The sequence below is a fragment of the Fibrella aquatica genome, from assembly GCF_041321135.1.
GTDB lineage: Bacteria > Bacteroidota > Bacteroidia > Cytophagales > Spirosomataceae > Fibrella > Fibrella aquatica.
This window is the reverse complement of sequence record NZ_JBGGWF010000015.1, coordinates 1-15,438: the sequence shown is the minus strand read 5'-3', so window position 1 is coordinate 15,438 and position 15,438 is coordinate 1. Positions and strand designations below refer to the sequence as shown.

At 56.0% G+C, this 15,438-nt stretch carries 8 protein-coding genes; 2 read left to right on the top strand and 6 right to left on the bottom strand.

Annotation, left to right across the window (positions count from 1 at the left end):
• Nucleotides 1-13: 13 nt before the first annotated feature.
• Nucleotides 14-3,289 carry a beta-galactosidase, LacZ type gene (lacZ, locus tag ACAW87_RS23115; RefSeq protein WP_370726025.1) on the bottom strand — a complete coding sequence of 1,092 codons (3,276 nt, stop codon included), beginning with the start codon at nucleotides 3,287-3,289 and terminating at the stop codon, nucleotides 14-16.
• Between the two features lie 252 nt (nucleotides 3,290-3,541).
• Between lacZ and dnaG the strand changes: the two genes are divergently transcribed.
• Nucleotides 3,542-5,701: a DNA primase gene (dnaG, locus tag ACAW87_RS23110; RefSeq protein ID WP_370726024.1), complete on the top strand. Its 2,160-nt coding sequence runs from the start codon at nucleotides 3,542-3,544 to the stop codon at nucleotides 5,699-5,701.
• 267 nt (nucleotides 5,702-5,968) lie between these two features.
• Here dnaG and ACAW87_RS23105 read toward each other — a convergent pair whose 3' ends face one another.
• From ACAW87_RS23105 to ACAW87_RS23085, 5 genes are all read right to left on the bottom strand, one after another.
• Nucleotides 5,969-6,859, bottom strand: coding sequence for a cation diffusion facilitator family transporter (locus ACAW87_RS23105; RefSeq protein ID WP_370726023.1), 891 nt, complete (start codon nucleotides 6,857-6,859; stop codon nucleotides 5,969-5,971).
• 82 nt (nucleotides 6,860-6,941) lie between these two features.
• Nucleotides 6,942-8,111, bottom strand: a complete 1,170-nt coding sequence (locus ACAW87_RS23100) for an efflux RND transporter periplasmic adaptor subunit (protein ID WP_370726022.1) — start codon at nucleotides 8,109-8,111, stop codon at nucleotides 6,942-6,944.
• 12 nt (nucleotides 8,112-8,123) lie between these two features.
• Nucleotides 8,124-12,461, bottom strand: coding sequence for a CusA/CzcA family heavy metal efflux RND transporter (locus ACAW87_RS23095; RefSeq protein WP_370726021.1), 4,338 nt, complete (start codon nucleotides 12,459-12,461; stop codon nucleotides 8,124-8,126).
• A gap of 90 nt (nucleotides 12,462-12,551) precedes the next feature.
• Nucleotides 12,552-12,944, bottom strand: coding sequence for a hypothetical protein (locus tag ACAW87_RS23090; protein ID WP_370726020.1), 393 nt, complete (start codon nucleotides 12,942-12,944; stop codon nucleotides 12,552-12,554).
• 108 nt (nucleotides 12,945-13,052) lie between these two features.
• Nucleotides 13,053-13,835, bottom strand: coding sequence for a polysaccharide deacetylase family protein (locus ACAW87_RS23085; RefSeq protein WP_370726019.1), 783 nt, complete (start codon nucleotides 13,833-13,835; stop codon nucleotides 13,053-13,055).
• Between the two features lie 148 nt (nucleotides 13,836-13,983).
• Here ACAW87_RS23085 and ACAW87_RS23080 point away from each other — a divergent pair, with 148 nt between their 5' ends.
• Nucleotides 13,984-15,270 carry a M20/M25/M40 family metallo-hydrolase gene (locus tag ACAW87_RS23080; RefSeq protein WP_370726018.1) on the top strand — a complete coding sequence of 429 codons (1,287 nt, stop codon included), beginning with the start codon at nucleotides 13,984-13,986 and terminating at the stop codon, nucleotides 15,268-15,270.
• The last annotated feature ends 168 nt before the right edge of the window (nucleotides 15,271-15,438 follow it).

Here is a 15,438-nt window from a genome sequence, read left to right as displayed (position 1 = left end):
AGGAGTTTACTGTTCACCTTGGTAAAATCATGTTCACTATTGCCTTGCGGTCGGTGCGGGAATCGGTGGGGCGGAGGCGAAAACTGTAGGTGTACGTTTTGTTGGCTGGTAGCTGGTATTCCGCGTGGGTACGTGGGGTCCAGCTATCGTCGCCACCAAGGCCCATCTGCTGAAAATCGATGTTCACAACCGTTGCATTACCCCGTTCTACGGTCTGTGCGTGCGGGTTTTTCGCCGCCAGTAAGGCCGCGTCGGTGTAATCGCGGGCATTGACGTTCAGCAGGCCCGACCCGCTGCCATTGGGTTCTGCCATAATGAGCAGCCCTATTGCCGGGTTGGCCCCGTTGGTGAGGTGCGCCCAGCGAACGTCGGTTTTGTTGCCATTTTCCTGCGCCATCACATACGGGAAATATTGATCAGCCACTGCGCCTGAATACTGCCCCACAAATGCCGCATCTTTCCGATCCTGATAACTTTCGAATGGCCCACGCCCGTACCAGGTCAGTGCACTCATGCTGGCGGGCAGACTGAGTTGCGTACCCACACGAGCCAGTGGTGGCAGGCTTGCACCCGTCACCAACGTACCTATCGTGCAGGTCGTCGACACCAATACATCACCCGTGCCATACACAAGGTATTCTGTTGTTTGGCGAACAGAGCCGCCCGCCATGACCAGATCGTTGACGCACGTGACCCGCACCCGTTGCGTCCCCAACTTCTCCACGCGCATATCGATCGGCGTTACCGTTGGCTGATCTACACCCGCTTTCCGCCAGCGGCTGGCAAACGAGCTGGCCCCGCCTCCTTCATCGTTATCGGTTGGAACGCGGTAGAAATTGGGTTGTAACAAACCGCCCATGGTCTCTTTCTGGCCTGCCAACAGGTCCTTTCCTTTGAAAAGCCATTGGCTAAGACCGCCCGTTGTTCGGCTGAACACCAGGGCAAAGTCTGTTCCAGCCAGCGACAGTCCAGTAGCTGTTGGTGCCGACTTCAATGCCGGAATGCGGGATACGCCAATAACGGGAGGCATTGGAATGTCGGTTTGAATAAGAAATTGCTCGGCGGCTACTTCGTGGCCGGCCGCTGCCCAGGGCGTGGCTTCTTTGAGCTGCACACTCAGCACCAGAAAATACTCGCTGCCCGGTTCCCGGACGGCCGGTATCGTGTACGGAACTGTCACCTGAATGGTTTGGCCGGGGCGGGCGGTTAGCGTAGCTACGGTGCCTTGCTGCACTATTTCGCCGTTGCGCATTAGTTTGCAAACGAGTTTCAGGTTGTCGAAATTCTGGAAACTATAGGTATTCTTTAAGTTAACCTTCGTTTGCGTACCCGATAACGGTTCGGGCAGCATGAACTTCACGTAGCTGTAGGCCCGCTTTACCTCGTTCAATTCGGGTTGTGGCGTTCGGTCGGGATTCACCAGTCCGTCGCAGGCGTTGGCCCCGTCGATGTAATTGATGTGATCGACGTAGAAATTACCCTGCTTATCGCGGAGGGTCAAGCCCTGATCGGCCCAGTCCCAGATGAAACCACCTTGCAGGCGTGGGTATTTGTCGATGGCCGCCCAGTAGTCTTTCAGGTTACCCACACTGTTGCCCATCGCGTGGGCATATTCGCACACAATAACCGGCCGCGTTGGGTCTTTTTCCATCAGCTTCACCATTTCATCGACCGACGGATACATGGTGGCGATGATGTCGAAACTGCTGAGCGTCGATTGCGTATAGGGTTTACGACCCTCGTAATGAATGGGTCGTGTCGGGTCAACGAGTTTGATAATCGTGGCCATGTCCGTGAAATTCTGGCCCATGCCCGTTTCGTTACCGAGCGACCAGATCACAATTGACGCGTGGTTCTTATCGCGCTCTACCATGGCCCGACCCCGTGCCACAAACGCATCGCGCCATTCCGGCCGGTCGGCTAGTTCATACCCTTTCTGCCAGAGATCATGGCTTTCGATGTTGGCTTCGTCGATGACGTAAAGGCCATATTCGTCGCAGAGGTCGTACCAGTCCGTTACGTTCGGGTAATGGCTCGTTCGCACGGCGTTGATGTTGAACTGCTTCATCAACTTAATGTCCTGGACCATGCTTTCGCGGCTGATCACACGGCCCGTATTGGTATCGAACTCATGCCGGTTCACGCCTTTAAACGTCACTCGCTGACCGTTCACCAGCAATTGCCCACTGCGCATGGTTACTTCGCGGAACCCGATTTTCTGACTGACGGCTTCTATCGGTGCTCCGTCAGCGTTGAGCAGTTGCATCGTAAGCGTGTACAGATTGGGCAGCTCGGCCGACCATAACTGTGGATTCTCTATGGCTTTGCTGAATCGAAAAACGCCTTCCTGTGCCGAACCCACTGCTGTTTCTGAAGCCAGGATTTCCGTGAAGATGGGTTGCTTTTTAGAGTCATACAGCGTCGCTTTTAACCGGTAACGCGGCATTTGCTGACTGACCATATTGCGGACATAAGCGGTCATTTTTAGCGTGCCGCTCCGATAGGTCGGTTCATCCAGATCGGTGATAACCTGTAGATCGCGCAGGTGAAGTTTGGGTCGGCTGAGCAGCAGGACATCGCGAAAAATGCCTGATAATCGCCAGAAATCCTGATCCTCCAGGTAACTCGCGTCTGACCAGTTGATGACCTCTACCGCCAGTATATTCTCGCCGGGTCGCAGCGCGTCAGTGATTCGAAATTCGGCGGGCGTCATGCTGTCTTCGTGGTAGCCGATGTAGGTGCCATTCAGGAAAACGCGGCAGGTAGACTGCACCCCCGCGAAGTGCAAAAACGTTTCGCGATCGGCCCAGTCGGCAGGTATCGTAAAGCGCTTTCGATATAGGCCCACAGCGTTCGTATCGGCCTGGATGAGTGGCGGTTTGGCTGGAAATGGGTGAATAATGTTGGTGAAAATGGGCCGGTCATAGGGGCGACCTTCGCGTGCCCCAACCACCTGCCAGTTCGACGGCACCGGCAGGTTATCCCAGTCCTGATCGCGGGTAGCAGACGCGCTAAAATCGGCGTTGACAAGTTTGGGGTTCTTCACCCACTTGAATTTCCAGACCCCGTTGAGCGATTGAATGCGTGGCGATGTACCCCGGTCATTCGTAATGGCTTGTTGTTCTGTCGCAAACGGCCAGATTGTCGTGTGCGGCGTTTCGGTGTTCTGACTGGAAATTTTCGGGTTTTCGTAGAATGGAACGTCAGCGGTTTGTGCCAGCAGCGAACTCGGTAGTAACGCTAGCCAAATTGAAGCAACACAAATTATACGGAGGGAAAAATTACGCATAAAATAACTGTATAGGTTAGGTGTTACGGTAACAAGGCGGTAAGATAACCGTATTCCCCTCACCCCCAACCCCTCTCCTTGAAATAAGGAGAGGGGAGCCGCTTTGGCGTAGCGCTGCTAATTAGCGAAGCTGCTGTAGAGTAGCTCCCCTCTCCCAACGTGGGCGGTCCGCCGCTGCGGGAGGGGTTGGGGGTGAGGGGAAACTCCCCGACTTACGACTCCCGACTCTCTGACTCTTTCGTATCTTCGTCTATGCGTATTCCTGAAGATACTGTCGAGCGAATTCGGCAGGCTGCCGATATACTGGAAGTGGTGGGCGATTTTGTGTCGTTGAAGCGGCGTGGGAGTAACTACATTGCCTGTTGCCCGTTCCACAACGAGAAATCCCCCTCGTTTAACGTCAATCCGGCGCGGCAGATTTACAAGTGTTTTGGCTGCGGAAAAGCGGGTGACTCGGTCCGGTTTGTTATGGACGTAGAAAACCTGGGCTATGGCGAAGCCTTGCGCTACCTGGCCAAAAAATACAACATCGAGATTGAAGAACAGGAGGTTACGCCCGAAGAACAGCTGAAGCATACGGAGCGTGAAAGTCTGTATATCGTGCTCAACTACGCCAAAACGTTCTTTCAGGATCACCTGCTGAAATCGGAAGAAGGGCGTGGCATTGGCCTAAGCTATTTCCGCGAACGCGGTTTCTCCGACCCCACCATTGCCGCTTTCGACCTTGGCTATAGCCCCGACCAGTGGGACGCGCTACTCAAAGACGCCCAAACGAAAGGTTATAACCCCGAACTGCTCAACAAAGCGGGTCTGACCGTCACGCGGGAAGAATCGGGGAAAATTTTCGACCGGTTTCGGGGGCGGGTCATGTTCCCGATCCATAACGTATCGGGACGGGTCATCGCGTTCGGAGCACGTATTCTGAAACCCGATCCGAAAGCGCCGAAATACCTCAACTCGCCCGAAACCGAAGCCTACCACAAAAGTCAGGTGCTGTACGGCATCTTTCAGGCCAAGCAGACCATTCGGCAGGAAGACGTTTGTTACCTGACAGAAGGCTATACCGACGTGATTTCGCTACACCAGGCGGGCATCAAAAACGTGGTGGCCTCGTCGGGTACGTCGCTGACTATCGAGCAAATCCGGCTCATCAGCCGATTTACGCAGAACGTCACGATTCTGTATGATGGTGATGCGGCGGGCGTAAAAGCGGCCCTGCGCGGACTGGATATGGTGCTGGAAGAAGGCTTGAACGTCAGTGTGGCTACCTTCCCGAACGGTGACGACCCGGATAGTTATGTTCGGAAAGTGGGTGCCGAAGCCTTCAAGGCGTACCTGAGTCAATACACGCAGGATTTTATCGCGTTTAAAACGGCGGCGCTGCTGAAAGATGCGGGCGACAATCCGTTCAAACGCGCTGAGGTGATCACCGAAATAGTAGGCAGCATCACTCGCATCCCCGACCCCATCAAGCGGCAGGTCTTTTTCCAATCGACCGCCCGTCAACTGAGTGTCGATGAGCAAACCCTGATTTCGGAAAGCAACCGCCTGCTTCGGAAACAGCACGATACGCAGGTTAAAGACTACGAACGCCAACAGGAACGCGATGCCCGAAACGCTGCCCGCGATGGTGGCAACGTACCTGGCCGTGGCCAGGCCCCCGCCTCAAGGCCCGGTCCTAACGACTTCCCGCCCGACGATTTCTTCAACGATTTCCTCGACGAAGCCGGTATTTCGCCCGCACCCAGAGAAGACAACGTACCTGCCGACCAGCCGGGAGCGGGGCAAACGTCGTCTGGAGCCAGCGGGGCCAAACCTACGCCAAGCCTCAAGACGCCGGATGCCGCCCGTCCGCCGCTGGCGTATCAGGAAGAAGAATGTATTCGGCTGCTGATGAACTACGGCACCCGCGAACTGGAACCGGGTATTACGCTCTGCCACTACATCCTAAGCGAACTGAACGATATTGATTTCCAGCACGCGCCCTACGACCTGATCCTGACGCTCTTTCGCGAAGCCTTCAGCCGGGGCGATACCCTGACCGCCGACGATTTTGTGCAACAGCGACCAACCGTCAGCGAAAATCCGATCACACCTCAGCAAGCAAACGGGCTTCAATATCAGGCCATTAGCCTCACCACGCAGCGGTACGAAATCAGCCATCAGTGGCAGGACAAATTCCACATTTTTGTGCCCTCCGAAGAAGATATCGGTGTTCTGGCCGAAGCGGCCTACGGCAATATTCTGCGCCTGAAAAAACTGATCGCCGAAGAGCGGATGCATGATCTGCTGCAAAAAATCCGTACCGTCAAAGACCCCGTAGAATCCGACCAACTCATGGCCGATTACATGCACTTCAAGCGCGTCGACGTAGAGATCGCGCGGTTGTTGGGGACGGTCATTTCGGGATAGTGCGTAAGCGGCCGCGAAGCTGGCGCGAGTGTGTGTTTGTGCCTTCCGAAGCTGGCGCGAGGATTTCCTCGTGCCTTTTATGTCGCAAGCCGGGACGCCGGACCGATCCGCTTGCTGCCCGTCAGGGCAATACGGTAGAGCCTATTCCATAGCGAAGAGTATTCAAGCTACCATATTGCGCTTTCGCGCTGTGCAAGCAAATGCTTGCGATATAAAAGGCACGAGTACACACTCGTGCCAGCCGCGAAGCCAAAAACTAGCTAACCACTACACCCGCACCGGCTCGATATGCACCAGCACGTCGTAAACCGCGGGTTTGGCTTTCAGGATCGCGGCTTTTACGGCGTGGGCGATGTCGTGGCCCTGCTTTACGGTCAGATCGCCTGGCACTTGAACGTGTAGATCAACGAAAAACTCGAAGCCGGTTTTGCGTACGCGAAACTTATCGATACCACGTACCTGAGGCACTGTCAAAGCGATCGTTTCGAGTTCATTGCGCCAGTCGCCGGCGGGGGCTTCGTCCATGATTTCGCCGAATGAGGGGCGAAAAATGAGGTAGGCGTTGAACACAATGAAGCCCGATGCCAGTAGAGCGGCCCAGTCGTCGGCGCTTTCGTAACCTGGTCCGCCAATCAGGGCGATGCTGATGCCGACAAACGCGGTGAGCGATGTGATGGCGTCGCTGCGGTGGTGCCAGGCATCGGCTTTCACAGCGCTGCTCTCTACTTCGGCACCCACTTTGGCAACGCGCCGGAAGAGCACTTCTTTCACGATGACCACACCCGCCAGTACCGCCAGCGTAAAAGGAGCCGGTGTTTCGTGCGGAATCTGAATGTTCTTGATGCTTTGTACCGCAATCAGAATAGCCGCACCTACCAGCGCCATAGCCACCACGATGGCGGCCATCGGTTCGGCCTTTCCGTGGCCGTAGGGGTGATCTTCGTCGGGCGCTTTAGCGGCGGTGCGCAGGCCAAACCAGACAAAAATAGACGTGACAATATCGGTGCCTGATTCCATCGCGTCGGCAATGAGGGCATAGGAGTTACCCAGCCAGCCGGCAATGCCCTTTACCAGCACCAGGCCAATGTTTACGGCAATGCCCACCAGCGTCGATTGCTGACCCCGTTCGGCCTGACTTGGTTTAAGCGGTGCTTCCATTTTGTTGAGTTTTTGTTAATAATTTGATAGCGGCTGGCGCGAGTGTGTACTCGCGCCAGCCGTACTAACTGCGCAGCCCAAATCACCCCGCCGTTTTAACGCGTTCAGCACTAATGAAATACGCGCCTTGCCGCACGATAGATGCCGGGTTAAGCGTGGCTGGTAGTGTAACTTCCGTACGGTGGTTTTGGGTTATGCCCGTTCGTATCGGGACCATGCTAAACCGGTACGTACCCGACGCGCTACCCGGCTCCCGGACGTACACAAACGTCTGATTTCCTTCTTTTACCAGCGCATCGTCCGGCAGCGCAACTACCTGCCGGGGCGCGGCCAGGATCGTGGCGCGTACGTATGAACCTGCGAAGAGCCGGTCGTATTGGCCGCTGGTCAGGTTGGCGTGGACGAGCACCGTTTTGGTTTGGGCATCGAATGCTTGCCCTACCCGGTAGACCGTTGCTTTCATCTCGCCGGTCTGTTGCTGAGGTACTGTGAAACGTACCTGCTGCCCCTCCCGGATCTGGCGGATATCACTTTCAAAGACCCGTAATTCGAGGTACAGATGTTCTTTACCCACAATCTCGGCCAGCATATCGGTGGTGCCAACGAACTGACCAAGCCGTAGGTTGACCTTATCGACGTACCCACTGATCGGCGAAATCAACGGGATCGTTCGGCTGATCTGCCCTTTGCGAAGCGATTCAAGCGGAATATGTAACTGCGCCAGTTGGGCTTCCAGCGACGTCAGCAGGGCACGCGTCGACGCAAAATCAGCCGTCGATTGTTGCAATTTTCGCCGGGCGCCCACCTCCTCGCGATTCAGCTCCGTCTGGCGGTCCAGTTCCTGCCGTTCAAACTGGCTCCGGGCAATGGCCTGTAAATATTCCTGCTGAAGTTTCACGTAGTCAGGGTGTTCCAGCACGGCTAGTACCTGCCCTTTTCGCACGAAATCACCCTCTACCAGCTTCGCCGACCGCACAAAGCCGCCCATTGGCGCGCTGATGGTGGCCCATTGGTCGGGCGGGGCCTCGAGTTTACCCGTTGCCTGAATGGTTTTGCCCAGCGTCAATGTGTCGGGACCACCCAGTTGAATGCCTGTTTCGCGGAATTGCGCCTCGCTGATGGTCACCGTACCGGCCGCGTCCGACGCGGCATCGGCCGGTTTGTCCGGTGATTTATCGGGCGCTGATGAGCAGCCGAACAGTCCGGCCATGAGCATACCGGCCAGAAGCATTGTGATCAGATTCGTTGTCATACGGTATGTTGGTTAAGGAGCCGTGGGGGCAAAACCAGCCAGCGCTTCCTGTTCAATGATGGATTGATTGTATTGGGCAACTGCTTCCAGGTACTGCTCGCGAATGAGCCACGCTTGTGTGGTGCTCTGTACAAATTCGAGGTACTCGATGTCGCCGCTGAGGTAGCTTTTTTCGGCCGTGCGAAGAATCAGGCTGGCTTGTGGCAGGGCCGATGTTTCGTAGTATGCCAGCGTGTTGAGCGACTGCCCGTATTGCTGTTCCCGAATAGCCAGTTCGCCGGTCAGTCGCCGCTGTTGATAGGCCAACTGCCGTTCGGCAATCTGGCTTTGTAGCCTGGAAACTTCCAGCCGCGCCCGTAAAGGAGCCTGCACGAGGGGCAACGACAGGCCGATCTGATACACGCCAAATCCGCTCTTTTTCTCGATCGACTGCGACAGATAACCCAGCCGCACATCGGGCCAGAACCGTTGCTTTTCCAGGTTTATCTGTTGCCGGCTGGCATCGACCTGTTGCCGCTGCAAGGCCAGAATCGGGTTGCTGTCCAGCGCGAGTTGCGGGCCGGGTTGTCGGGCTTTCAGCGAGCCGGTGGTGTCGATCGATACAGGATCGGTTTGTTGCAGCAAAATGGCCAGCCGCTGTTGCCCGATCGACAGGTCCGTTTGCAGGACCGTTATCCGGTTTTGAATGTCGCGTTGGCGGGTTTCGGCCGTTACGCGTTCCAACTGGTTGGTTTCGCCGGTTCGATAACGTACCTGAGCAGCTTTGGCGGCCCGGCGGTAGAGCGTGTCCTGGGCTTGCAGGAGCTTCAGCCGTTCGTAGTCGAGCCGGAGTTGATAAAACGTGAGACGTACCTGCCGCACCAGCTCGACCCGACTCACGGCCACCTGTTGCTGAACCACCCGCTGTTGTGCCTGCCCAACGCGTCTCTGCGCCACATAGACCGACGGCATGGCCAGCGATTGCATGACCGAAACGGTGTAGTCGATCGGGTATGACTGAATCTGCCCACGCTGGTAATCCACGGTAGTGCGGGGAATATCCCAGGCTGTTTTTGTCAACTGCGCCGCCACGTTGATGTCCAGGTACGTTGCCTGAAGCGCGCCGTTGGTTCGCAGAGCTACATCAATGGCTTTTTCGGCCGAGAGGGGAGCCGACGTCTGCGCCTGTGCCACGCCGATGCTGCCCAGGCCGAGCAATAGCCAGAGGATGCACGGAACCACCTGCGACTCAACAGGGTCGGCCAGCCGTTCTTTAGAGCGAGCCTTTCGGGCTGCTACCAGACTGTAGAGCACTGGCAACACCACCAGCGTTAGTAGTGTGGCCGATACCAGTCCGCCAATGACTACGGTAGCGAGGGGTTTTTGCACTTCGGCCCCGGCTGAGGTCGACAACGCCATCGGCAGAAAACCCATCGAGGCCACCGCCGCTGTCATCACCACCGGCCTGAAACGAACCGCCGTGCCCTGCTTTACGCGTTCCAGCACATTGGTGACACCTTCTGATTCAAGCTGATTGAAATAGCTGATGAGCACGATGCCGTTGAGCACAGCGATGCCAAAAAGCGCGATGAACCCCACGCCCGCCGAAATACTGAACGGCATGCCCCGTAGCCAGAGTGCCAGCACGCCGCCAATAGCCGAGAGCGGAATGGCCGTGAAGATCATGAGCGCCTGCGAAAACGAGCCGAACGTGAAAAACAGCAGTAGCCCGATCAGCACCAGCGCCAGCGGCACGGCTACGCCCAACCGTTCTTTCGCCTTCATCAGGTTCTCGAACTGACCGCCAAAGGTGTAGCTGTACCCCGCCGGTAAGGGAACGTCGCGTTCCAGTACCGTCTTCATCTCGCCCACCAGACTCTCCACATCCCGGCCCCGCACGTTGATGCCGATGGTAATGCGCCGCCGGGCATTATCGCGTGAGATCTGCATGGGTGCGTCCTGGTAGCGGATGTTGGCCAGTTGCTCCAGCGGTACCTGTTGCCCGTTGGGCAAATCGACATACAGTTGCCGGATGTTGTCGATGTCCTGCCGGTAGGTGCTGTCGAGGCGGACGACGAGGTCGAACCGTTTTTCGCCTTCGAACACAACCCCGGCGGTTTCGCCCGCGAAGGCTGTTTTCAGGATGCGGTTCAGCCCCGCCACCGACACGCCGTACTGCGCCAGCCGCGCCCGGTTATACGACACCAGCATTTGCGGTAATCCGCTGATCTGCTCTACTTTCAAATCGCCCACGCCGGGAATCGACTTCAGTTTCGCCGCCGCCTGATTGGCTTTGGTGAACAACGTACCCAGGTCTTCGCCGTAGATCTTCACGGCAATATCTGATTTAACACCCGTCATTAACTCGTTGAACCGCAGTTGGATGGGTTGCGTAAATTCCAGGTTCAGGCCGGGTAATACGCTAAGCGCCCGTTCCATTTTCTGAATCAGTTCTTCCTTCGTTTTCGCTGTGGTCCAGTCGCCGGGTTCTTTCAGCAGTACCATCACGTCGGCCGCTTCGATGGGCATGGGATCGGTCGGTATTTCGGCGGTACCGATCTTTGAAATCACCTGATTGACTTCAGGAAAACCGTTCTTGAGAATCGTCTCGATACGGCGTGTTGTTTCTACCGTTTGCGAGAGCGACGAGCCCGGTTTCAGCGTGAGGCTGATGGCAATATCGCCTTCGTCGAGGTTGGGGATAAACTCGCCGCCCATCGTGGTAAACAGCCAAACTGCCCCGGCCAGCAACACTACCGACGACGCCAGCACAGTTTTTCGCCAGCGCAGGGCGCCGTTGAGCAGGGGCGCATATAGCCGGTACAGGAATTTCATGATCCGGTCGGCCAGTGTGCCTTCTTCCTTTATGTCTTTCCGCAGCAGCGTGGCGGCCATCATGGGTACGTAGGTGACGCAGAGGATCATAGCCCCCACAATGGCAAAGCCCACGGTCAACGCCATCGGCCGGAACATCTTGCCTTCAATACCCGTCAGCGACAGAATGGGTACGTACACGATCAGGATAATGAGTTGACCAAAGAGCGCTGAGCGCATCAGCCGGCTCGACGAATCCAGTGCGATTTCGTCCATCGACTGGGTACGTGCCGCCTGGGTGTGCACGATCTGGAAAATCATGCTCTCCACGATGATCACCGCCCCGTCGACCAGCAGGCCGAAGTCGATGGCCCCGAGGCTCATCAGGTTGGCCGATACGCCGAAGACGTGCATCATACCCAGCGCAAACAGCATACACAGCGGAATAACCGACGCCACCACCAGCCCCGCCCGCCAGTTACCCAGCAATAGCAACAACACAGCCATCACGATCAGGCCACCTTCGAGCAAGTTTTTGGCTACGGTATGAATCGCCTTGTCAATGAGGACTTTGCGGTCCAGGAACGGTTCGATGGTGAGGCCCGTCGGTAAGCTTTTCTGAATCTCGGCAATGCGCGTCTTCACGCCTTCGATCGTCTTTTCCGACGATGCGCCCTTGAGCATCAGCACGATACCGCCCACTACCTCGCCGTGGCCGTTGCGGGTCATGGCTCCGTAGCGCACTGCATGGCCAACGCCGACGCGGGCTACATCACGGACCAGAATGGGCGTCGGGCCTTCGTTTCTGACCACAATCTGCCCAATCTCTTCCGGCGTTTTTACCATGCCTTCGCCCCGGATAAAGAACGCTTCCGGCCCTTTTTCGATGTAGCTGCCGCCCGTATTTGCGTTGTTGGCCGATATGGCGTCGACTACTTCGGTCAGGGTGGTACTCATGCCCCGTAGCCGTTCAGGGTCGATCTGTACTTCGTATTCTTTCAGATAACCGCCCAGGCTGCTGACCTCTACCACGCCGGGTACGCCCGCCAGTTGCCGTTTTACAATCCAGTCCTGAATCGTGCGTAGGTCGGTGGCGGTGTACTTGGTCTCGAAGCCCTCTTTAGGTCGGATTACGTACTGATAAATTTCGCCTAGTCCCGTGGTAATGGGGGCCAGTTGCGGCGTACCGGCAGAAAGTTGCGATTCGGCGGCTTTGAGTTGTTCGGTAACGAGTTGCCGGGCCTGGAAGGTGGGCGTATCATCGTCGAACACCACGGTGATGACTGACAGCCCGAAGCGGGAGATGGACCGGATTTCGGTAACGCCAGGTACGTTCCTGAGGGTCGATTCGAGGGGGAAGGTGACGAACTGCTCGGTTTCCTGGGCGGCCAGCGACGGTACCTGCGTGATGACCTGAACCTGATTGTTGGTAATGTCGGGAATGGCATCGATGGGCAGTTGGCGCAGGGCATAACTCCCCCAGGCAATCAACGCCACGACACCCAGCGCCACCATCAGTTTCTGATGGACGCTGAACTGAATGATTTTTTGCAGCATAAACGGGTAACTCGTTGATAGATAAAGGCCAACAAGCCGAGCCCGTGTCGTGAACACAGGTCAGCATGGCCTACTAATCGAAACGGGGAGTTACCCTAAGCGGGGCGGTTGAAACAGCCAGGATGCTGACTGGAAGGAGTACAGATTCTCGTAGGAGAATCGGCCAGGTACGTGCAGAATCAGGCCCGAATAAGCTGAAGGGAGCCAATGTAACTGCGAAATGATAAAGACGAAACCCACCGAAAGGTGATTGTACATGGGCAGTTTAGTGCCCTCATGCGGTGTTTGGGCATGTTTCGACGCTGTGTTGTAATGCAGGTCCAGAAACTGCCAGACATCGAAGTTGTTTCCCGCCGCCTGCTTGTGCAGTTTGTAGTGGGCAATCAGGCCGGGTATTTTGAACACCTCTTCCACGTCGGTCTGCGGAAACAGACTGCCAGCTAGCATGAGCACGCCCAGAAAAAGAGCCAACGCGGATTTCATAGCGCAAAGGTACGGCGCAACGTTGCTATTTTAGTCTATATGAATTGTAGGCATTAGAAAAAGCTGTTTACGCACCTACAAGGGCCTGATACTAACCGTTCGTCTGCGCTACTTTGTCTTCGGCTTCACTGATTGCGCCACATCGATGAATGGAGCGATCCAGATTTCGTTTTCGTGCTGTTTCAGGAACTGGAGCAGCTTGCGGTGTTCGGGCAGAGCTACGTTCAGATTATGTTCGCCCCCCACGCCGTGAAAGAGGAACACCAGCACCGAATTGGTGGCCATGGCTTGCTTTACCAGCGCAATCATTTGTTCGCCCGTTTGCCCGTTGATGCCATAGGCACCTACATTGGCCAAGTCTACATCTGTGGATTTACGCATTTCACTGACGGTGCCCCGCGCCGCAACAAAGTCGTTTTTAACCTTGTCGAAATAATTTTCGCCGCCAATGGTACGATCACCGCAGGGGTAAGCAAAGGTGCGCTGCGTCTTGCCATCGAGGGCTTCCAGCAGGGTATTCGTCATTCTGATCTCATCCACAATGCGCGGCATGGTGTAGGTGCTCAGATCGCGGTCGGGTTTCACCCACTCACGACCGGGGCCACCGGTGCAGGGGTGAAACAGCGTATGGTTGGCGAGTTCGTGCCCGTGGGTCGCCGCTTTTTTCCAATCAGCAATGCGCGCGGTTACACCCGGAAAGCTGCCCGACAGGTAGAATGTGCCTTTAAACCCCAGCGAATCCAGAGCGGGAACTACATTGTCGAGGTGTACCTGCAATCCATCGTCGTAGGTCAGTGCCACCGCGCATTTTTTGCCTTTCCAGGCCGGATTTTGGGCGAAGAGTGAGCTAGTGACGAGTGAAAGGGCGACGAATAGGAGAAGATTTCTCATGGTGGAGCGGTTGGTTTGGCTTTGGGATATCGGGCACGTCTGGCGAATGGGTCAGGCGTCGGCCATACAGTACTGTGCGAAGCAACATAGAATAAGCATCTAATGATGTTTTTCGCTAATATGCTGTCACAAACTCCCCTATTTACTCATGTCTCCACAAAAAATTGTTGGTTTATTCTTTATCATTCTGATTAGCTCCGGTGCCTTCGCGCAAACGCTGTCGACGGCAGAGAAAAGCATTTTGGCCACCGTACGGAAGCAGCAACCCGAAACGGAAGCGTTTCTGGAAAAGGTTGTGAACATTAACAGCGGCACACTGAACAAAGAAGGGGTGAGAACCGTAGGCAAGCTGATGGCCGACGAACTGGATAAACTCGGCTTCAAAACGGAGTGGGTCACCCTGCCCGATTCGCTCAACCGCGCCGGCCATCTGGTGGCCACCCGGCAGGGCAAGCGCGGCAAAAAACTCTTTCTGATCGGTCACCTCGATACGGTTTTCGAGAAAAGCCTGCCGATGGAGCCATTCAAACGGGAAAACGACTCAACCGCGTCGGGCCAGGGGGTGAACGACATCAAAGGTGGCGACGTGCTGGTGATTGCCGCCCTGAAAGCCTTACACGCTCAGAAACTGCTCGACGATACATCGATCACGGTTTATTTCACTGGTGACGAAGAGAGTTCGGGTGGATCAGAAAGTCGGCGGGATTTTATTGAGCGCGCCAAACGCTGCGACGTGGCTTTGGCTTTTGAAACGGCACAGGGACTACGCACCGTAACAACCGGTCGGCGGGGGTCGAGTAGTTGGACGTTGACCGTGAAAGCCCGTACCGGTCATTCGTCGCGCATCTTCAACGATCTGGGCTACGGGGCCATTTACGAAGCGTCGCGTATTCTGACCGAATTCCGGAGGGCGCTGGGGCAGGAGCCTAACCTCACCTTCAACCCCGGCCTGATGGTGGGCGGCTCAGAGGTACGTTACGACGACAAAACGGCTAAGGCCGAAACCGTCGGCAAAACCAATATCGTTGCTGGCTCTGCACTGGTAAAAGGCGACCTGCGTTTTCTGGGCGAAGCGCAAAAAGAAAGTGCCCGCACCCGCATGCGTGAGATCGTCGATAAAAGTCTGCCGCTTACCAAAGCAACGATCACGTTTAGTGACGGCATACCGTCTATGGAACCTACTGCCGCCAACGAGGCCCTTCGCAAACAAGTCGACCAACTTAGTCGCGACATGGGGTTGGGCCCGGTTGTGGCCGGTGACCCCGGTTCGCGTGGTGCAGGTGATGTTTCGTTCGTAGCCCAATACCTGCCCTGTCTGGATGGGTTGGGGGCTTCCGGCAAAGGCGCGCACAGCATCGAAGAATCCATCAATCTAAAAGAATACCCACTGCTAATTCAACGCGCGGCCTTGCTACTGTATCGGATGACACGGTAGGGGATAGCTTGTAGAATATTTCGTGGTGGGTGTGGTAGGTTCCGTGAGCTAGGCTTCGCGCTGTAGGCTCCGCGCTGTAGGCCCTTCGACAGGCTCAGGGTGACAAGCCTATCCAAGTTCGTCATCTACATTCTTTACGTTCTTGTCACCCTGAGCCTGTCGAAGGGC